This window comes from Sphingomonas astaxanthinifaciens DSM 22298 (assembly GCF_000711715.1).
Lineage (GTDB): Bacteria > Pseudomonadota > Alphaproteobacteria > Sphingomonadales > Sphingomonadaceae > Sphingomicrobium > Sphingomicrobium astaxanthinifaciens_A.
In genome coordinates, this window is record NZ_JONN01000001.1 from 1,237,744 (window position 1) to 1,254,664 (window position 16,921).

A 16,921-nucleotide genomic window follows, 5' to 3' on the forward strand; every position below is an offset into this window, starting at 1 on the left:
GTCACGGCACTTTGAGTGTATTAGGGCGTTAGGTCACCTCTTGTCGACGGGATCAATGGCGGATCGCGACTCACCCTGGCAGCGCGGCGGACGCAACATCGAGGATCTTCCCGATCCCTTTGCCGCACCCCTGTTCGGCGCGCCGCCGACGGTGAAGCGCCTCAACTGGTGGCAGCGCCGTGAGCAGCGCCTGGCGGAGGCCAGCCGCGAGCAGGCGGTCTTTCCGACCGAGCCCGGGGCCGCCGAGCCCCCGCCGCCCCCCACGCGGCCGTCGAATCGCCGCCGCTACTGGCGCTGGGGCTTCACCGCGTTCGGCGCGCTCCTCCTCGTTATCCTGCTCTGGCTGGTCGTCACCGCGCCCTTGAGCCGTGCGCTCGAGCCGCTGCCCGACCCGGCCATGCTGATCGTCTCGAGCGAGGGGCGGGCCATCGCCCGCCGCGGCGCGATCAAGGAAGCGCCGGTCGAGGTCGCGAAGCTCAATCCCCACACCCCGGCCGCCTTCGTCGCGATCGAGGACCGCCGCTTCTACCGCCATTGGGGGATCGATCCGCGTGCCATCGCCCGCGCGATGGTCGCCAACTTCCGCGCCGGCGGGGTCCGCCAGGGCGGCTCGACGCTCACCCAGCAGCTTGCCAAGACCAGCTTCCTGAACGGTGACCGGAGCCTCAAGCGCAAGGCGCAGGAGGTGATCATCGCCTTCTGGCTCGAAGGCTGGCTGACCAAGGACGAGATCCTCTCGCGCTACCTGTCGTCGGTCTATTTCGGCGACGGCGTCTATGGCCTGCGGGCCGCCTCGCATCATTATTTCGGCCGCGAGCCCGAGCGGCTGAGCCTCGCCCAGTCGGCGATGCTCGCCGGGCTCGTTCAGGCGCCGAGCCGCCTCGCCCCAACCCGCAACCTCGCCGGCGCCCAGAAGCGCAGCCGGCTGGTGCTCGCGGCGATGGCGGATACCGGCGTCATTTCGCCCGCGCGAGCCCGCGCGACCGTGCCCGCCCGCCCGATCCGGCAGCTCGAGAAGGTGCCCACCGGCACCTATTTCGCCGACTGGGTCGCGCCTCAGGCCGCCCAGGCCTTCGAGAGCGACTTCGGTGAGGTGAAGGTCCGGACCACCCTCGACGCCGACCTTCAGCGCCTCGCCACCCGCGCGGTCGCCAACGCCCCGCTCGGGCCCGGCGTCCAGGCGGCGCTGGTCGCGATGCGCCCTGACGGGCGGGTCGTGGCGATGGTCGGCGGCCGCTCCTACAAGGATTCGACCTTCAACCGCGCAACCCAAGCGCGGCGCCAGCCGGGCTCGGCCTTTAAGCTGTTCGTCTATCTCGCGGCGATGCGCGCGGGCTACACGCCCAGCACGATCCTGCAGGACAGGCCGATCACCATCGACGGCTGGACCCCGGCCAACAGCGACGGCGTCTATCGCGGCCCCATCCCCTTGCGCGCCGCCTTCGCCCGGTCGAGCAACGCCGCGACCGTCCGCCTGTCCGAAGCCGTCGGCCGGGCCAATGTCCTGCGCACCGCGCGCGAACTGGGCATCAGCTCGCCGCTCCCCGACACGCCCAGCGTCGCGCTCGGCACCGCGGGCGTTAGCCTGCTCGAGCTGACCTCGGCCTATGCCGCGGTCGCCGGGGGCCGCTATCCCGTCGCGGCGACCGGCCTGCCGCTGGTCCCGGCCAAGGACGAAGCGCCGGGCTTCACCGCCTCCTTCTTCGGCCGTGGCGGACAGCTGGACGAGGCGCGCGACTGGCGCCCGATGCTCGACATCCTGTGGGCCGCCGCCAACGAGGGCACGGGCAGGCGCGCGGCGCTTTCCACTCCGACCTTCGGCAAGACCGGCACCAGCCAGGACAATCGCGACGCCCTGTTCGTCGGCTTCGCGGGCGATCTCGTGGTCGGCGTGTGGGTCGGGCGCGACGACAACAAGTCGCTTGGGCGCGACGTGTCGGGCGGGACCACCCCCGCGCAGATCTGGCGCAGCTTCATGGCCCCCGCGCTCAGCATCGATGGCCGAGGCGCTTCCTCGCTCCCCGCCGGCTACCGAGTCCCGCGCCGCACCGCCGCGTCGGCGCCGGCCGCCGATACCAGCCTCGACGACTTCATCGCCGGCGCCGCCAAGGCCATCGAGGAGATGTTCGGCAGCGGACGCTGAGCCGCGAAAAATGGTGAACTTGCGTTTACCGGCGCGTGCAAGAACTCCTTAACTCCTCGCTCCTAGAACGGGCTTCGACCGACGGGCTTCAACGTCTGCCGGTCCGGGGCCAGGCCCCGGGGACAAGTGGAACTAGGAGACCGGACATGACCAATTTCATCAAGATGCTGAACAACGAAGATGGTGCCACCGCGATCGAGTACGGCCTGATTGCCGCCCTCATCGCCGTTGCCGCGATCACCGCGCTCACCAACATCGGCGGCAACCTGAACAAGACGTTCTCGAACGTCGCTTCGAACCTGAACAAGTAAGCTTCAGGTCAGCAAAAGGGGCCCCGTCGCTCACCTCCCGCGCGGAGGTGAGGGCGGGGCCTTCCTGTTTTCGGCCTTGGCCGAAAAATCAGTTGCGTTGCGTTTACCGAATGGGAAGCATTGGCATCCATCATTGATGCCCTGGGACGCGGGGAGCGTGTAAGGGTAAGCTCGAAGGCCTGCGATCCTCTCGGGAGATTGCACGATGACAAGCTTTATCAAGCTGCTGACCAACGACGACGGCGCCACCGCCATCGAATATGGCCTGATCGCCGCGCTCATCGCGGTTGCCGCGATCACCGCGCTGACCAGCATCGGCACCAACCTCAACACCACTTTCAGCAACGTCGCCAGCAACCTCAACAAGTAGGCTGGCGTCCGCGTCGAGTGGACAAGTGGGCGGCGCCGCGTACTGGCGCCGCTTTCTTTTTGCGGGAAGCCGCCAAGAGGCAACAAAGGGGTTGGCAGCGGCCGAATGACCCCCTAAAGGCCGCCGCGGACAAGGGGCCGTAGCTCAGCTGGGAGAGCGTCGCAATGGCATTGCGAAGGTCAGGGGTTCGATCCCCCTCGGCTCCACCATTGTCCTGAAAGGCTCGCCGAACGGCGGGCCTTTTTGCTATCGGCCTTCCTCGGGCGGAGCGCTGCCGGTCTCCTCAACCTCGCGCTCGCGCTTCAGCAGCTGGTAGATCTCATATTCGGTGAGCTCGTGCCCGGTCTGGAGGATCTTGCCGACATCGCCCCCGGTCGCGAGGGCCTGCGCTACCGCCACCGCCGTGGCCGCCGCGCCGACGACGTTGATGGTCGGCTGGTTGATGCAGCCCATCGGACCCACGACCTGGCAGCTCGTGTCAACGAAGCGCTCGGGGCCACGCGGCGCGCTCTGGTTCTTCACCATCTTGCGCGCGGCCATCACGTCGGGGTCGATGCGATAATCCTGCCGCTTGCCGCAGACGAGGATCACCCCCGGCTCGACCGCCTGGCTGAGGCACGGGTCGCTCGCGGCCGACGTCACGGGCTTCTTCTTCGGCGCCTTGGGTTCGACCGGGCCATAATCGGTCGTCGCGGCGGATGCGGCCTCGGGCTCGGGCGCCGACGGTACCGCCGCGACACTTTGCGCGAACAGCAGCAGGGACAGGAGCGGGCCGGCCATCCCTCCCCTGATCCCGTCCAGCGGCTGAACGCCAGCCGAACGGGTGCTCACACGAAAAAGGGCGGAAGCCTTGCGGCCCCGCCCCTCTTCTTCAATCGCGTCAGAAGCGACTAGAGATTTTCTTCGTCGTCGCTCGCCGCCTCGACCCCGAGGTCGTCGTCGCCGGTCGACAGATCGACCTCATCGTCGGCGCTGGGCTCCTCGTCCTCGTCGGGCAGGGCCAGATCCTCGGCACCGAGATCGCTGTCCGCCTGCTGGGCCGGGGCCGCGGTGGTCGAGACCTGCTCGAACGGCATCGGCTGCTTGGACTTGAGCACGGGCTCGGGAACGAAGGTCGTGCCGCACTCGATGCAGGTGACCGGGTCATCCTTGCCGAGGTCGTAGAAACGAGTGGCACATTTGGGGCAGGTGCGCTTGGCGCCCCACTCGGGCTTCACCATGGACTGATGATCTCCAACTGAAATGAGGCCGGCGGCATGACTGCCCCGGCCGGTTCGGGGCGCGCCTTGCCATAGCGGGGGGTGGCTGTCAAAGCCCGCCCCATGTCCGATCGCCCGCTCGTCATCGCCGTGGACGGCCCCGCCGCCAGCGGCAAGGGGACCATCGCCAAGGGCCTCGCCCAGCATTTCGGCCTGCCCCATCTCGACACCGGCAAGCTCTATCGCGCGGCCGCGCTGGCGCTGCTGCGCCACGACGGCGACCCCGAGAGCGAATTCTCCGCGGTCCGTGCGGCACAGGACATCGCCGGCCTGCTCGACGATCCCGAGCTCAAGAGCGAGATGGTCGGCGGGATCGCCAGCCGGATCAGCGCCTACCCCGCGGTCCGCGCCGCCCTGCTCGAGCGGCAGCGCGAATTCGCGGCGCAACCCTCGGGCGCGGTCCTCGACGGGCGCGACATCGGCACCGTCATCGCGCCGGATGCGACCGCCAAGCTGTTCGTCACCGCCTCCTCGGAGGAGCGCGCCCGCCGCCGCCACGCCGAGCTCTCCGCCAGCGGCCTACCCGTCCATCTCGCCGACGTGCTGATCGACATCCGCGCCCGCGACGAGCGCGACTCGCACCGCTCGGCCGCGCCGCTGGTCCAGGCCGGGGACGCGCTTCTTCTCGACACCACCAGCCTCGATCCCGCCGCCGCGCTGGCCGAGGCGATCCGGCTGGTCGAAAGCCGCCTTCGCTCCTAAGGAGCGGGCATGACCACAACTTCCTTGCGCACCGGCGGCCGGATCCTCGTCGACCAGCTTCGCCGCCAGGGCTGCGACCGCCTCTTCACCGTGCCCGGCGAAAGCTTCCTCGCCGTCCTCGATGCGCTCCACGACACGCCCGAGATCGAGACAATCGTCTGCCGCCAGGAGGGCGGTGTCGCCTATATGGCCGAGGCTGATGGCAAGATGACCGGCCGCCCCGGAGTCGCTTTCGTGACCCGCGGCCCCGGCGCGACCAATGCCTCGGCCGGCGTCCACGTCGCCTTCCAGGATTCCACCCCGATGATCCTGTTCGTCGGCGACCTCGACCGCCGCGACAAGGACCGCGAGGGCTTCCAGGAGATCGACTTCCCGGCCTTCTTCGGCCCCATCGCCAAATGGGCCGCGCGGATCGACGATGCGCGCCGTATCCCCGAATATGTCGCCCGCGCCTGGCGAGTCGCCACGGTCGGCCGCCCGGGCCCCGTGGTCCTCGCGCTCCCCGAGGACATGTTGCGGGACGAGGTCGAGGCGCTCGACCGCCCGCCGGTGCCGCCGCTGGTCGAGCACCCCGACCCCGCCGCCATCGCCACCCTCTACGAGCTGCTCAAGGACGCCGCCGCTCCCCTCGCCATCGTCGGCGGGGCCGACTGGAGCCCGTGCGCCGCGCATCATTTCGCCGCCTGGGCGAGCCGCATCGGCCTGCCCACCGCCGCCGCCTTCCGCCGCCAGGACGCGATTCCCAACGATTGCCCGGTCTATGCCGGCAACCTCGGCTACGGCCCCAACCCCAAGCTCCTCAGCCGCGTCCGCGACGCCGACCTGCTGCTGGTCGTCGGCGCCCGTCTCGGCGAATCCACCACCGAGGGCTATACCCTCGTCACCCCCGACCATCCGGGCCAGACGATCGTCCACGTCCACCCCGACCCCAACGAGCTCGGCCGCGTCTATCATGCCGACCTCCCCATCTGCGCCGACATGGGCGAGTTCGCGCAGGCGCTCGACAGCTGGGAGGATCCCGACCTCCTCCCCTTCGGCGCCGGCCGCGAAGCCCATGCCGATTATCTCGAATGGACCACGCCGGCCCCGCGCGAGGGCGTGACGCTCGACCTCGGCCCCTGCGTCGCCCTCCTCCGCGACAAGCTGCCGAAGGACACCATCATCTGTAACGGCGCGGGCAATTTCTCGGGCTGGTTCCATCGCTACTGGCGCTACGCCGCCATGCCGACCCAGCTCGCCCCGACCAGCGGCACCATGGGCTATGGCCTCCCCGCCGCGGTCGCCGCCGCGATCCGCTTCAAGGACCGGCAGGTGCTGTGCGTCGCGGGCGACGGCGACTTCCTGATGAACGGGCAGGAGCTCGCCACCGCCGCCCAATATGGCGCCGACCTTCTCGTCATCGTCGTCGACAACGGCAGCTACGGCACCATCCGCATGCACCAGGAGCGCGACTATCCCGAGCGGCTGTCGGCGACGACTTTAGTCAATCCCGACTTCGCCGCCCTCGCCCGCGCCTTCGGCGGCTGGGCCGCGACGGTCGAGACCACCGAGGAGTTCGGCCCCGCCATCGACGAAGCGCTCGGCAGGAAGGGCATCCGCCTCCTCCACTGCAAGACCGACGTCGAGGTCATCACCAACCAGACGACGATCAGCGCGCTGCGGGCCAAGGCGAAGGGCTGAGCGGCTGGACGTGTCGCCCTCCATGCCGCTCGAACAAGGCTATGCGGCGGCACTCGGCCGCGCGGTCTTCTGCTTCGCGAGCCTTGAATGGACGGCCGTGCGCTGCTGCGAGCGATTGCAGCCGGGCTGCATGGACGACCTTTCCGAACGGACCGCGGGGCGGATCGCCGACACCTTGATCCACCTCATCAAGCGCTGGCCGGCCTCGGCGGAGCATAGCGCGCTTCACGAAGCGGCGCGCGACTTCGAGGCGCTTGTTGGCACCCGCAACAACCTCGTCCACGCCAAGCCCGGCCGGACCGCCGAAGGGACGCAGGCCCTGTTCCGGCATGGCGACCAGTGGCTGCTGGAGGAGCTGGAGCGGGTCGCCGACCGGTTCACCGACTGCAGCCGGAAACTCGAGGAGGCCTTGGCCGCGCTCCTCGCCGGGGGTTGAGCCCGGCCGCCTAGATCAGCCCGGCCAGCGGGCTCGACGGATCGGCATACATGCGCTTGCCCATCCGCCCGGCGCGATAGGCGAGGCGCCCGGCTTCCACCGCGGCCTTCATCGCCCGCGCCATCAGGATCGGGTCCTTGGCCTCGGCGATGGCTGTGTTCATCAGCACGCCGTCGCAGCCCAGCTCCATCGCCGCCGCCGCGTCGCTCGCCGTGCCGACGCCCGCATCGACCAGCACCGGCACCTTCGCGCCCTCGACGATCAGCCGGATGGTCACCGGGTTCTGCACCCCGAGCCCCGAGCCGATCGGTGCGCCCAGCGGCATGATCGCCACCGCGCCCGCGTCCTCGCAGCGCCGCGCCATGATGGGATCGTCGGTGCAATAGACCATCACTTCGAACCCTTCCTTAGTCAGGAGCTCGGTCGCGCGGACGGTCTCGATCATGTCGGGATAAAGCGTCTTGGCCTCGGCCAGCACCTCGAGCTTGACCAAGGTCCAGCCCCCAGCCTCGCGCGCCAGCCGGAGCGTCCGGATCGCTTCCTCGGCGGTGAAGCAGCCCGCGGTGTTGGGCAGGTAGGTCGTCACCTTGGGATCGATATAGTCGGTGAGCTTGGGCGCATTGGGGTCGGTGAGGTTCACCCGCCGCACCGCGACCGTGACGATCTCCGCCCCGCTCGCCGCCACCGCCGCCGCATTCTGCTCGAGGCTCTTGTACTTGCCCGTGCCGACGATCAGCCGCGAGGTGAAGTTGCGCCCCGCGACACTCCAGCCGTCCTTGTCGATCTGCGCGTGCGCGTTCACTCAACCACCTCCAACGAAATGCACGATCTCGTAATCGTCGCCATCCTCAACCTTCACATCCCCGAGCGTCGAGCGCGGCACGATCTCGAGATTGCGCTCGACCGCCACCCGCGCGGGATCGAGCCCGAGTTCGGCGACCAGTCCGGCGACAGTCATGCCGGCCGCCACGCGCCGGTGCTCGCCGTTGACGCTGATGCTGTGGGTTTCGGTCTCGCTCATTTGACTAGCGCATCTAGGTGGCGGAAGGGTGCGGAGCAATGCGCAAGGTTCTTGTTCTGAACGGCCCCAACCTCAACCGGCTCGGCACCCGCGAGACCGAGGTCTACGGGTCCGACACGCTCGACGACATCGCCGCCATGCTCCACGAGCGGGCGGGGCCGCTCGAAGTCGAGCTCGACGTCCGCCAGTCGAATCACGAGGGCCACCTCATCGACTGGCTGCACGAGGCGGCCGACACCGGCGTCCACGCCGTGCTCCTCAACGCGGGCGGCCTCACCCACACCTCGGTCGCGCTGCGCGACGCCATTTCGGCGATTGCCGTGCCGGTGATCGAGGTCCACCTCTCCAACCCCGCGGCCCGCGAATCCTTCCGGCGCCGGAGCCTGATCTCGGGCGTTTGCAAGGGGATCATCAGTGGCTTCGGCGCGCATGGCTATGCGCTTGCGCTGGACGCCGCCGCCCGGCTCTGACAAGGGCCGCCGCGACAGATTGCAGGGAAGTTTCCATGTCCGACGAACACAAGCAGATGCGGATCGACGCCGGCCTCGTGCGCGAGCTTGCCGAGCTGCTGAGCGCCAATGAGCTGAGCGAGATCGAAGTCGAGGACGGCGACCGCAAGATCAAGGTCAAGCGCGAGCTGACCGTGGCCCAGGCGCCCGCGCAGCATTTCGTCGCGGCCGCCCCGGCCGCCGCCGCGCCCGCCGCCGCCGCTCCGGTCGCCGACAGCGCACCCCAGGCGCCCGCCGTCAGCGGCGAGGCCGTGCGCTCGCCGATGGTCGGCACCTGCTACCTCGCCGCCGAGCCCGGCTCGCCGCCGTTCGTGTCGGTCGGCGACACGGTGAAGGTCGGCGACACCCTCCTCATCGTCGAGGCGATGAAGGTGATGAACCCGATTGTCGCGACCAAGGGCGGCAAGGTCACGCAGATCCTCGTCGCCAACGCCCAGCCCGTCGAGTTCGACCAGCCCCTGGTGGTCATCGACTAGTGGGCAAGATCAACAAGCTGCTAATCGCCAACCGCGGCGAGATCGCGCTGCGCATCCTGCGCGCGGCCAAGGAACTGGGTATCAAGACCGTCGCGGTCCACTCGACCGCCGACGCCGACGCGATGCACGTGCGTCTCGCCGACGAGGCGGTGTGCATCGGCCCGCCCGCCGCGCGCGACAGCTACCTCAACATCCCCAACATCATCTCGGCCGCCGAGATCGTCCACGCCGATGCCATCCACCCGGGCTACGGCTTCCTCTCGGAGAACGCCCAGTTCGCCGAGATCGTCGAACTCCACAACATCATCTGGGTCGGCCCCAAGCCCGAGCACATCCGGATCATGGGCGACAAGGTCGAGGCCAAGCGCACCGCCGCCGCGCTCGGCCTGCCGCTTGTTCCCGGTTCGCCCGGGCCCCTCGACAGCGTCGAGGAAGCGAAGAAGATCGCCGACGAGATCGGCTATCCGGTCCTGATCAAGGCCGCCTCGGGCGGCGGCGGACGCGGCATGAAGGTCGTCCCCGAGCCCGACCAGCTCGAGACCCTGATGGCGCAGGCGTCGTCGGAGGCGAACGCCGCCTTCGGTGACCCCACCGTCTACATGGAAAAATATCTCGGCGATCCCCGGCATATCGAGTTCCAGGTGTTCGGCGACGGCGACGGCCAGGCGGTCCACCTCGGCGAGCGCGACTGCTCGATCCAGCGCCGCCACCAGAAGGTCATCGAGGAAGCTCCCTCGCCGGTCATCTCGGCCGAGCAGCGCGCGCAGATGGGCGAGCGGGTCCGCAAGGCGATGGCCGACATGGGCTATCGCGGCGCCGGCACGATCGAGTTCCTCTACGAGGACGGCGAATTCTACTTCATCGAGATGAACACCCGGCTCCAGGTCGAGCATCCGGTGACCGAGATGATCACCGGCCTCGACCTCGTCGCCGAGCAGCTCCGCATCGCGGAAGGGCGCGGGCTGAGCGTCACCCAGGACGAGGTCCGGCTGTCGGGCCACTCGATCGAGTGCCGGATCAACGCCGAGGATCCCGAGACCTTCGCCCCCTCGCCGGGGCTGGTGAAGAATTTCGTCGCCCCCGGCGGGCTCCAGACCCGCGTCGATAGCGGGCTCTATTCGGGCTACAAGGTGCCGCCTTACTACGACAGCATGATCGGCAAACTGATCGTCTGGGGCGAGGACCGGCCGCAAGCCATCGCCCGCCTCCGCCGCGCGCTCGAGGAATTCGTGGTCGATGGCCCGAAGACCAACATCCCGCTCCACCAGCGCATCCTCGCCGAACCGGCCTTCGCCGCCGGCGACTATACGATCAAGTGGCTGGAGCGCTGGCTGGAAGAGCAGCGCGACTCCTGACCCGTCGTCCCGGCGCCGGCCGGGACCTCAGGCAGCGAGGTGCAAGCCTCACCAGGTCCCGGCCTGCGCCGGGAAGACGGACGGGGTGTATCCCTTGCCGCCCTCCCGCGTTACCCTCGCGCGATGAGCGCCCGGCTCGACCTCAACCTGCTGCTGCGTGGCTATGCCTCGGGGGTCTTCCCCATGGCCGACAGCCGCGACAGCGACGAGCTCTTCTGGGTCGAGCCCCGCACCCGCGCGATCATCCCGCTCGACCGCTTCCACGTCTCGCGGAGCCTCGCCAAGCGCCTCCGCTCGGGTCGCTTCACCGTCACTGCCGACCGCGATTTCGCCGGGGTGCTGCTCGGCTGCGCGGACCGCGAGGAGACGTGGATCAACCGCCCGATCGAGCAGGCGATGATCGGCCTGTTCGAGCGCGGCCAGGCCCATTCGGTCGAGGTGTGGGAAGAAGATCGCCTCGTCGGCGGGGTCTATGGCGTCGCCTTGGGTCGCGCCTTCTTCGGCGAGAGCATGTTCAGCCGCGCCACCGACGCCAGCAAGGTCGCGCTCGCCTTCCTCGTCGCGCGGCTGCGCGCCGGCCACTTCACCCTGCTCGACTGCCAGTTCATGACCAGCCACCTCGCCAGCCTCGGCGCGGTGGACGTGCCCCGCGCGTCCTACGTCGGGTTGCTGGGCGACGCGCTCGGCTCGGCCTCGGTCCCGCCCGAGCCCGACTGGCGCTCGCTCGACGGGCTGCTGTCGTCGCTCAAGGAGCCGGCTTCCTCGGCGGCCGCCGGGAAGTTCATCTCGCAGCTCCTGGGCCAGACGTCATAGACCCGGTGCTCGACCGTGTTGAGTGACGGGCTTTCCTTGTAGAGCCAGCCCGAGAAGACGCGGTCCCACGTATCGTCGGGCTGCCGCACGTCGACCTGCACGAAGGCGCCGGTCAACTGGTCGAACTCCCACGGCGGGGTCTTCTCGCACGCCCGCAGCCGCACGATCAGGTCGTTCATCCGCACCGCTTGGCCCGGCTTGAGCCGAATGTCGCGGGCGATTCCGTTGCGCTTGTTGAGGACGCCCAGCACCGCCACCCGCTCGTTCATCGGCGTGGTGCCGGGCGGCGGCGGCGCGGGCTTCTCGGCCTGCGCGGCCTTGTTCTCGTCCTGCCCCTTGCCGCCAGGCAGCCGGTCGCAGCCCGCGCCGAGCAGGCCGAGGCAAAGCATGGCGGCGACGCGCCAGCGCATGCTTATTCGGGAGTCCAGGCCTGGTAGTCGCCGGTCGCCGCAGCGCGCTTGCCGCCACGCGAGAGCGAGCCCGCCGGCCGGTAGGTTTCGCCGGTCCCCGACAGGTTGGGCATCGCCGGCTTCTCGAACGAGCGGCGCGGCGGAAGCGACTTCTCGGGCACGTCGTCGATCTGCCCGCGCAGCCAGCTCTGCCACTGCGGCGGGGCGCGGCTGGCGTCGTTGGGACCGTTGTAGATCACCCAGCGCCGGCGCGGATCGTCCTTGTGCTGGTAATAAAGATTGCCCAGCTCGTCGCGCCCGACCTCGCGGCCGTGCCGCTTGGTGAAGCGCCGGGTGGTCATGCCCGCGCCGTTCCACCAGGTGAAGATGTTCGCCAGTAAACCCATGGCCGAGCGCCCTAGCGGGAGAGGGCCCGAGGGTGCAACCACCTTCGGCCCCTCGACCCCGTCACTTCGAATGGACCCACTCGACCTTGTCGCCGACCTTGATCCCCAGTTCGGCGCTGCGGCCCCCGGCGATCTCGAGCACCGCGCCGACCGGTTCGAGGCTGGCGACCGGCTCGAGGCTCAAGGGCACCGTATTCTCGGCGATGCTGCTGATCGTCCCGTCGGCGCGGACGAAGATCATGTCGAGCGGGATCAGCGTGTTCTTCATCCAGAAGCTCGCCGCCTTGGGGGGCTCGTAGGGAAAGATCATGCCTCGGTCGGGGGCGAGGCTCTGGCGGTTCATCAGTCCCTGCTCCTGCTCGGCCGGACTGGCCGCGACCTCGACGGTGAATTTGTGAACCTGCCCGCCGGCGGTGCGGATGGTAAGCGGGACCTGCGCCAGTCCCGCGGCCGATTTCTCGAGCGGCGCGCTGTCGCTCTGGTTCGAGGTGCATGCCGCCATGCCCAGCGCCAGCGGCAGCGCCGCCAGCAGCGCCAGCCGGCTCAGTCCGCGCGCAGGTCGACCGCGGTCAGCCCCTTGCGGCCTTCCGCAATCCGCGCCGAGACCCGGTCGCCCGGCTGAAGGTCGCCGAGCCCCGCCCGGCGCACCGTCTCCATGTGCAGGAAGATGTCCTGATCCGGAGTCTCCGCCCGATTGACGAAGCCATAACCCTTGACGCGATTGAACCACTTGACCTCCACCGGTTCGAACGGCCCAGCGCCGTCGAGCAGGCCCGACCGGTCCGACCGATCCTCGCTCGGGCTCGCCGGCGCCCGCACGGGCACCGCCTGGCTGAGATCGATGGAGACCACCTGGGTCGCCTGCAGCCCGCGATCCTGCCGCAGCACGTCGCAGGTCACAACCGCTCCTTCGGGAAGCGACCGCCGCCCATGCTCGCGAAGGAGGGAGAAATGGATGAGGACGTCGCCCTCGATGTCGTCGCTGACGAGGAAGCCGAAACCCCGAGTCGCGTCGAACCACTTGACCCGGCCGGTGACGCGGACGCCAGAACCGGGGCCTGCGTCCGCCGCAGGGCCTGCAGCGCCCGAACCCTCGTCGTCCACCGACACCGACGCATACTCCCGTTGCACGATGCTACGAATAACACAGAGTGCCGGGCAGAGGAAGTTACGTCGGCTTAACGACTTTCATCAATCTCGGTTAATATTTCGTTTAATTGACTGGGCGTCGCAGCCACCACCCGGCGGGCCAGGTCGAACGAATGGCCGGCCCTGATCATCGCCCCGATCGCCTTTTCGCGCGCCGCCGGATCGTGCATCGGGGCGGTCGCATAGGGCCCGATCCGCTTGCGCTCGGCGAAGCGCAGCGCCGCCGCAAGCGCTTCCGTCTCGGCCCGCTCCAGCGCCTCGGCCCCGTCCTCCTCGCCGATCCCGCTCGCCGCGAGGGTCGCGCGGACGCGTCCGCGGCCATAGCCGCGGCGCAGCAGGCTCGCGGTCTTCATTCCCGCAAAGGCGCGATCGTCGATGAACCCCAGCTCCCGGATCCGGTCGACGAGCCGGTCGAGGTCGGGCTCCGTTTCGCCCGACCACCCCCGCTCGCGCAGCTTGCGCCGGCAATAGGTCAAGAGCTTCGCCCGGCTGGTCGCGAAGCGCGCCACATAAGCCAGCGCAAGCTCGCGCAGCGCCTCCGGATCGAGCGGTCGCGGGGCCCGTCTGCGCCGCCCGCCGCTGCCTTCGCGCTCCTCGTCCCCGCTGCCCACGCCTTCTTTGTGCCACACTCAACCGCGAACAACCACGGTCAACATGGGAGTGGCGTGCGCGCCCGCTCCCGGCTCGAACAAGACCAGATACAGGACCAGAACAACGTGATCGACGTCATGGAACAGGCCCCCATGCTCAGCCCGCTGGGCGCCACCCCGACGCTCGACGACCTGCCGCGCCGGATGGCCGACTTCGCCACTCTCGGCGACGCGCTCGACTATGCCGCCAAGGGCAAGAAGGGTCTCAACTTCCACGATCCGCGCGGCACCCTGACCCGCGCCTACACCTATGCCGAAATGCGCGAGGACGCGCTCGCCAATGCCCGTCGCCTGATGGGCATGGGCTTTCAGAAGGGCGACCGCATCGCGCTGATTGCCGAGACCGGGCCCGAATTCGCGGCCGGCTTCTTCGGCGCGGTCTATGCCGGGCTGTGGCCGGTGCCGCTTCCGCTCCCGACCAGCTTCGGCGGGCGCGAGGCCTATGTCGAACAGCTGACGGTCATGCTGACGAGTTCGGACCCCGCGCTGTTCCTCTACCCCGAGGAGCTGGCCGACTTCTGCGTCGAGGCGGGTGCCCGTCGCTCGGTCCGCGCGATGAGCTGGAACGCGCTCGCCGCCGAGCCCTTCGATCCCGCCGCCGCCCTTCCCGAGGCCAGCCCCGACGAGATCGGCTACCTCCAATATTCGAGCGGCTCGACCCGCTTCCCGCACGGGGTCGCGGTCACCCACCGCGCGCTGCTCCACAATCTTCGCGGCCACGCGCTCGGCCTCCAGATGCAGGACAGCGACCGCGTCGTCAGCTGGCTGCCCTGGTACCATGACATGGGCCTCGTCGGCTGCTTCCTCTCGCCGGTCGCCAACCAGATCAGCACGGACTATATGAAGACCGAGGATTTCGCCCGGCGGCCGCTCGCCTGGCTCGACCTCGTCAGCCGCAACCCCGGCACCACCCTCTCCTATTCGCCGACCTTCGGCTACGACATCTGCGCCCGCCGCATGTCGAGCCAGATCAAGGCCAGCGAGCGCTTCGACCTGTCGCGCTGGCGGATCGCGGGCAATGGCGCCGACATGATCCGTCCGGACGTCATGCAGGCCTTCGTCGACGCCTTTGCCGACGCCGGTTTCAAGGCCAATGCCTTCTGCCCCTCCTACGGCCTCGCCGAAGCGACGCTGGCGGTCAGCCTGATGCCGCCGGGCGAAGGCATCCGCCTCGAGCTGGTCGAGGAAAGCCAACTGTCGGGCGCCGCTGCCGAGGACGGCGAGGACCGCCCCAAGCGCTATCGCGCCATCGTCAACTGCGGCCGTGCGCTCGAGGGCATGGAAATCGAGATCCGCGACGGCGCGGGCAACGTCCTCCCCGACCGCGAGATCGGCAAGGTCTGGACCCGCGGCCAGAGCCTGATGGTCGGCTATTATCGCGATCCCGAGGCCACCGAGGCCTGCATGAAGGACGACTGGCTCGACACCGGCGACATGGGCTACCTCTCGGGTGGCTACATCTTTATCGTCGGCCGCGCCAAGGACATGATCATCATCAACGGCCGCAACCACTGGCCGCAGGACATCGAGTGGGCGGTCGAGCAGCTCCCCGGCTTCAAGTCGGGCGACATCGCCGCCTTCGCGATCACCGGGCCCTCGGGCGAGGAGCAGCCGGCGGTGCTCGTCCACTGCCGCGTCTCCGACCTTCAGGAGCGCAGCCGCCTCAAGGACGACATCAAGGAGCGGGTCCGCGCGATCATCGGCATGAGCCCGGTGGTCGAACTGATTCCGCCGCGCTCGCTGCCCCGCACCAGCTCGGGCAAACTGTCGCGGACCAAGGCGCGCAATCTCTACCTTTCGGGCGAGATCGTCCCCCTCGACATCGCCGCCTGATCGCGGACGGGCGGGCCGTCTCGTTAATAAGATTTATACCTCACTGGCGCAGTTCCTGGCTGCAAAGGGAGGATGGCGTTGATCGTCGAGCAGCTGCGTGGAATCCCGGGCGTCATCTTCTCGACCGGCTATCTGATCCTCCTCTGCACGATCGCTGAGATGGTCAGCCAGCAGGAGCCATTCCGCTGGCGGGTGCGCTGGCCGGGCGTCATGTTCGGACTGATGGTCCCGGTCTTCGCCGTGGTCGTCTCGACCCCGCTCAACTGGCTGTGGGGCCACCTTGGCATCGGGCCGCTCATCAGGCTTCCGACGCAGCAGGTCGGCAGCGTCGGCGCCGTGCTCGCGATGCTGCTCGTGACCGATTTCCTGATGTACTGGGAGCACCGCTTCGAGCACCGATTCCTCTGGCCGGTCCATGCCGTCCATCATTCGGTCGAGCACCTCAGCGCGGCCACGAGCATCAGCCATCCCCTCCAGTTCGTGCCAATGTTCCTGTTCGTCGCGATCCCGCTCTCGTTGATCGACTTCGGCTCGTACGCCATGCCCTCGATGGTCGTCATCGTGACGTCCTTCCTGCTCCTCTTCATCCACTCTCCGGTCAGGACGGGGTTCGGTCCGCTTCGCCATCTCCTCGTCGAGCCAGCCTTTCACCGGATCCACCACAGCCTCGAGGAGCGGCACTTCGACCGCAATTTCTCGATCCTCTTTTCCTTCTGGGACCGGTTGTTCGGGACCTGCGTCATGCCCCGGCCCGGCGAGTGGCCGAAGACCGGGATCCACGAGGCGCCCTCGCCCCGCAGCCTTGCCGAGCTCCTCGCCTTTCCCTTCCGCCTGTGGCGCCGCGAACAGCCCCCGGCACCGATCGTCGACTCGACCGCCTTGCAACCGGCAGTCCCTGACGCTAACCGGCAGGCGGCCTAGGGGTATAGCTCAGTTGGTAGAGCATCGGTCTCCAAAACCGAGGGTCGTGGGTTCGAGTCCCTCTGCCCCTGCCAGGCCGCAGCGAGGCGCGTAGCGAAGCAGCGCGCCGCTCCGCGAAGCGGACGCGAAGCCGCCGGCCGGGCTCGCGAAGCGAGCGTCGACGTCGGCGAATTCACTTCGCCGACGGCTCGCCTTGAACCTTCGCGGCGACCACGCTACATGCCGCTTCAACCGAGGTCCGGCGGAGCCATCCGCGGACCTCGTTTTTCTATCACGTGAAGGGTGCCTGCAGTGGCCAAGACATCCCCCGGCGAATTCATCCGCCAGGTCCGCTCCGAAGCCGGCAAGGTCGTCTGGCCGACCGGCAAGGAAACCTGGGTCACCGCCGTCATGGTGTTCATCCTGACCGCGATCCTCGCTCTCTTCTTCTTCGCGGTCGACAGCATCTTCGGCAAGATCGTCGAGTCGCTGCTCGGCCTCCTGGGGTAAAACAGAAC

Annotated in this window: 19 protein-coding genes, 2 tRNA genes and 2 pseudogenes; 15 read left to right on the forward strand and 8 right to left on the reverse strand. The window is 68.8% G+C overall.

Features of this window, described 5'->3' with window-relative positions; genetic code table 11:
• Positions 1–55: 55 nt before the first annotated feature.
• From BS69_RS0106335 to BS69_RS0106350, 4 genes are all read left to right on the forward strand, one after another.
• Complete coding sequence (locus BS69_RS0106335; RefSeq protein WP_051676582.1) at positions 56–2,143, forward strand: transglycosylase domain-containing protein; 2,088 nt, start codon at positions 56–58, stop codon at positions 2,141–2,143.
• A gap of 146 nt (positions 2,144–2,289) precedes the next feature.
• Entirely contained in the window at positions 2,290–2,454 is a 165-nt protein-coding gene (locus BS69_RS13950; protein WP_084184338.1) for a Flp family type IVb pilin, read from the forward strand.
• Positions 2,455–2,659: 205 nt separating this feature from the next.
• Positions 2,660–2,824 (forward strand): Flp family type IVb pilin, encoded by a 165-nt coding sequence (locus tag BS69_RS13955; protein ID WP_084184340.1) that lies wholly within the window; start codon positions 2,660–2,662, stop codon positions 2,822–2,824.
• Positions 2,825–2,957: 133 nt separating this feature from the next.
• Positions 2,958–3,033 (forward strand) — tRNA-Ala (locus BS69_RS0106350).
• Between the two features lie 37 nt (positions 3,034–3,070).
• Here the strand turns inward: BS69_RS0106350 and BS69_RS0106355 are convergent.
• Both BS69_RS0106355 and BS69_RS0106360 read right to left on the reverse strand, forming a co-directional pair.
• Positions 3,071–3,604, reverse strand: coding sequence for a hypothetical protein (locus tag BS69_RS0106355; protein ID WP_029941128.1), 534 nt, complete (start codon positions 3,602–3,604; stop codon positions 3,071–3,073).
• A 110-nt stretch (positions 3,605–3,714) separates the two neighbouring features.
• Positions 3,715–4,044, reverse strand: coding sequence for a TIGR02300 family protein (locus BS69_RS0106360; RefSeq protein WP_029941129.1), 330 nt, complete (start codon positions 4,042–4,044; stop codon positions 3,715–3,717).
• A 102-nt stretch (positions 4,045–4,146) separates the two neighbouring features.
• Between BS69_RS0106360 and cmk the strand changes: the two genes are divergently transcribed.
• From cmk to BS69_RS0106375, 3 genes are read left to right on the forward strand one after another with little or no spacing between them, the layout of a single operon-like run.
• Complete coding sequence (gene cmk, locus BS69_RS0106365; RefSeq protein ID WP_029941130.1) at positions 4,147–4,785, forward strand: (d)CMP kinase; 639 nt, start codon at positions 4,147–4,149, stop codon at positions 4,783–4,785.
• Between the two features lie 9 nt (positions 4,786–4,794).
• A complete protein-coding gene (locus BS69_RS0106370) occupies positions 4,795–6,465 on the forward strand; it encodes a thiamine pyrophosphate-binding protein (RefSeq protein ID WP_029941131.1) in 1,671 nt (556 codons plus the stop codon).
• Positions 6,466–6,487: 22 nt separating this feature from the next.
• Entirely contained in the window at positions 6,488–6,901 is a 414-nt protein-coding gene (locus tag BS69_RS0106375) for a hypothetical protein (protein ID WP_051676583.1), read from the forward strand.
• A 10-nt stretch (positions 6,902–6,911) separates the two neighbouring features.
• Here the strand turns inward: BS69_RS0106375 and thiS are convergent.
• Positions 6,912–7,922 (reverse strand): annotated as a pseudogene (thiS, locus tag BS69_RS0106380) (sulfur carrier protein ThiS).
• A 38-nt stretch (positions 7,923–7,960) separates the two neighbouring features.
• Here thiS and aroQ point away from each other — a divergent pair.
• The 4 genes from aroQ to aat all read left to right on the forward strand — a co-directional run bounded on the left by aroQ (position 7,961) and on the right by aat (position 11,075).
• Complete coding sequence (gene aroQ / locus BS69_RS0106390; protein WP_029941135.1) at positions 7,961–8,392, forward strand: type II 3-dehydroquinate dehydratase; 432 nt, start codon at positions 7,961–7,963, stop codon at positions 8,390–8,392.
• A gap of 35 nt (positions 8,393–8,427) precedes the next feature.
• Positions 8,428–8,907 (forward strand): acetyl-CoA carboxylase biotin carboxyl carrier protein, encoded by a 480-nt coding sequence (gene accB / locus BS69_RS0106395; protein ID WP_029941136.1) that lies wholly within the window; start codon positions 8,428–8,430, stop codon positions 8,905–8,907.
• Positions 8,907–10,262 carry an acetyl-CoA carboxylase biotin carboxylase subunit gene (gene accC, locus BS69_RS0106400; protein ID WP_029941137.1) on the forward strand — a complete coding sequence of 452 codons (1,356 nt, stop codon included), beginning with the start codon at positions 8,907–8,909 and terminating at the stop codon, positions 10,260–10,262. The genes accB and accC overlap by 1 nt, the downstream gene beginning before the upstream one ends.
• 123 nt (positions 10,263–10,385) lie before the next feature.
• Complete coding sequence (aat, locus tag BS69_RS0106405; protein ID WP_037504410.1) at positions 10,386–11,075, forward strand: leucyl/phenylalanyl-tRNA--protein transferase; 690 nt, start codon at positions 10,386–10,388, stop codon at positions 11,073–11,075.
• 35 nt (positions 11,076–11,110) lie between these two features.
• On the opposite strand, the pseudogene BS69_RS14705 reads toward aat, so the two are convergent.
• From BS69_RS14705 to BS69_RS0106425, 5 genes and pseudogenes are all read right to left on the reverse strand, one after another.
• Positions 11,111–11,485, reverse strand: a pseudogene (locus BS69_RS14705) (DUF2155 domain-containing protein); the annotation flags it as partial.
• A gap of 2 nt (positions 11,486–11,487) precedes the next feature.
• Positions 11,488–11,871, reverse strand: coding sequence for an NADH:ubiquinone oxidoreductase subunit NDUFA12 (locus BS69_RS0106410; protein ID WP_029941139.1), 384 nt, complete (start codon positions 11,869–11,871; stop codon positions 11,488–11,490).
• Between the two features lie 61 nt (positions 11,872–11,932).
• The gene (locus BS69_RS0106415) at positions 11,933–12,373 is read right to left on the reverse strand and encodes a DUF192 domain-containing protein (protein ID WP_084184342.1); all 441 of its coding nucleotides are present in this window, start codon (positions 12,371–12,373) and stop codon (positions 11,933–11,935) included.
• Between the two features lie 41 nt (positions 12,374–12,414).
• Positions 12,415–13,002, reverse strand: a complete 588-nt coding sequence (locus BS69_RS13635) for a cold-shock protein (RefSeq protein WP_281169698.1) — start codon at positions 13,000–13,002, stop codon at positions 12,415–12,417.
• 47 nt (positions 13,003–13,049) lie between these two features.
• Positions 13,050–13,631, reverse strand: coding sequence for a regulatory protein RecX (locus BS69_RS0106425; protein WP_051676585.1), 582 nt, complete (start codon positions 13,629–13,631; stop codon positions 13,050–13,052).
• 117 nt (positions 13,632–13,748) lie between these two features.
• Here BS69_RS0106425 and BS69_RS0106430 point away from each other — a divergent pair, with 117 nt between their 5' ends.
• The 4 genes from BS69_RS0106430 (at position 13,749) to secE (ending at position 16,913) form a co-directional block, all read left to right on the forward strand.
• Complete coding sequence (locus tag BS69_RS0106430; RefSeq protein ID WP_051676742.1) at positions 13,749–15,503, forward strand: fatty acyl-AMP ligase; 1,755 nt, start codon at positions 13,749–13,751, stop codon at positions 15,501–15,503.
• Between the two features lie 72 nt (positions 15,504–15,575).
• The gene (locus BS69_RS13640; protein WP_051676586.1) at positions 15,576–16,424 is read left to right on the forward strand and encodes a sterol desaturase family protein; all 849 of its coding nucleotides are present in this window, start codon (positions 15,576–15,578) and stop codon (positions 16,422–16,424) included.
• Positions 16,423–16,498, forward strand: a tRNA-Trp gene (locus tag BS69_RS0106440). The genes BS69_RS13640 and BS69_RS0106440 overlap by 2 nt, the downstream gene beginning before the upstream one ends.
• Positions 16,499–16,715: 217 nt before the next feature.
• Positions 16,716–16,913, forward strand: coding sequence for a preprotein translocase subunit SecE (gene secE / locus BS69_RS0106445; protein WP_029941145.1), 198 nt, complete (start codon positions 16,716–16,718; stop codon positions 16,911–16,913).
• Positions 16,914–16,921: the final 8 nt, after the last annotated feature.

Bases quoted from the DNA above. Each gene is read 5' to 3' on its own strand.
- BS69_RS0106335 (WP_051676582.1), top strand. From the start codon at position 56: ATGGCGGATCGCGACTCACCCTGGCAGCGCGGCGGACGCAACATCGAG.
- BS69_RS13950 (WP_084184338.1), top strand. From the start codon at position 2,290: ATGACCAATTTCATCAAGATGCTGAACAACGAAGATGGTGCCACCGCG.
- BS69_RS13955 (WP_084184340.1), top strand. From the start codon at position 2,660: ATGACAAGCTTTATCAAGCTGCTGACCAACGACGACGGCGCCACCGCC.
- BS69_RS0106355 (WP_029941128.1), bottom strand. From the start codon at position 3,604: ATGGCCGGCCCGCTCCTGTCCCTGCTGCTGTTCGCGCAAAGTGTCGCG.
- BS69_RS0106360 (WP_029941129.1), bottom strand. From the start codon at position 4,044: ATGGTGAAGCCCGAGTGGGGCGCCAAGCGCACCTGCCCCAAATGTGCC.
- cmk (WP_029941130.1), top strand. From the start codon at position 4,147: ATGTCCGATCGCCCGCTCGTCATCGCCGTGGACGGCCCCGCCGCCAGC.
- BS69_RS0106370 (WP_029941131.1), top strand. From the start codon at position 4,795: ATGACCACAACTTCCTTGCGCACCGGCGGCCGGATCCTCGTCGACCAG.
- BS69_RS0106375 (WP_051676583.1), top strand. From the start codon at position 6,488: ATGCCGCTCGAACAAGGCTATGCGGCGGCACTCGGCCGCGCGGTCTTC.
- aroQ (WP_029941135.1), top strand. From the start codon at position 7,961: ATGCGCAAGGTTCTTGTTCTGAACGGCCCCAACCTCAACCGGCTCGGC.
- accB (WP_029941136.1), top strand. From the start codon at position 8,428: ATGTCCGACGAACACAAGCAGATGCGGATCGACGCCGGCCTCGTGCGC.
- aat (WP_037504410.1), top strand. From the start codon at position 10,386: ATGAGCGCCCGGCTCGACCTCAACCTGCTGCTGCGTGGCTATGCCTCG.
- BS69_RS0106410 (WP_029941139.1), bottom strand. From the start codon at position 11,871: ATGGGTTTACTGGCGAACATCTTCACCTGGTGGAACGGCGCGGGCATG.
- BS69_RS0106415 (WP_084184342.1), bottom strand. From the start codon at position 12,373: ATGGCGGCATGCACCTCGAACCAGAGCGACAGCGCGCCGCTCGAGAAA.
- BS69_RS0106430 (WP_051676742.1), top strand. From the start codon at position 13,749: ATGGAACAGGCCCCCATGCTCAGCCCGCTGGGCGCCACCCCGACGCTC.
- BS69_RS13640 (WP_051676586.1), top strand. From the start codon at position 15,576: ATGGCGTTGATCGTCGAGCAGCTGCGTGGAATCCCGGGCGTCATCTTC.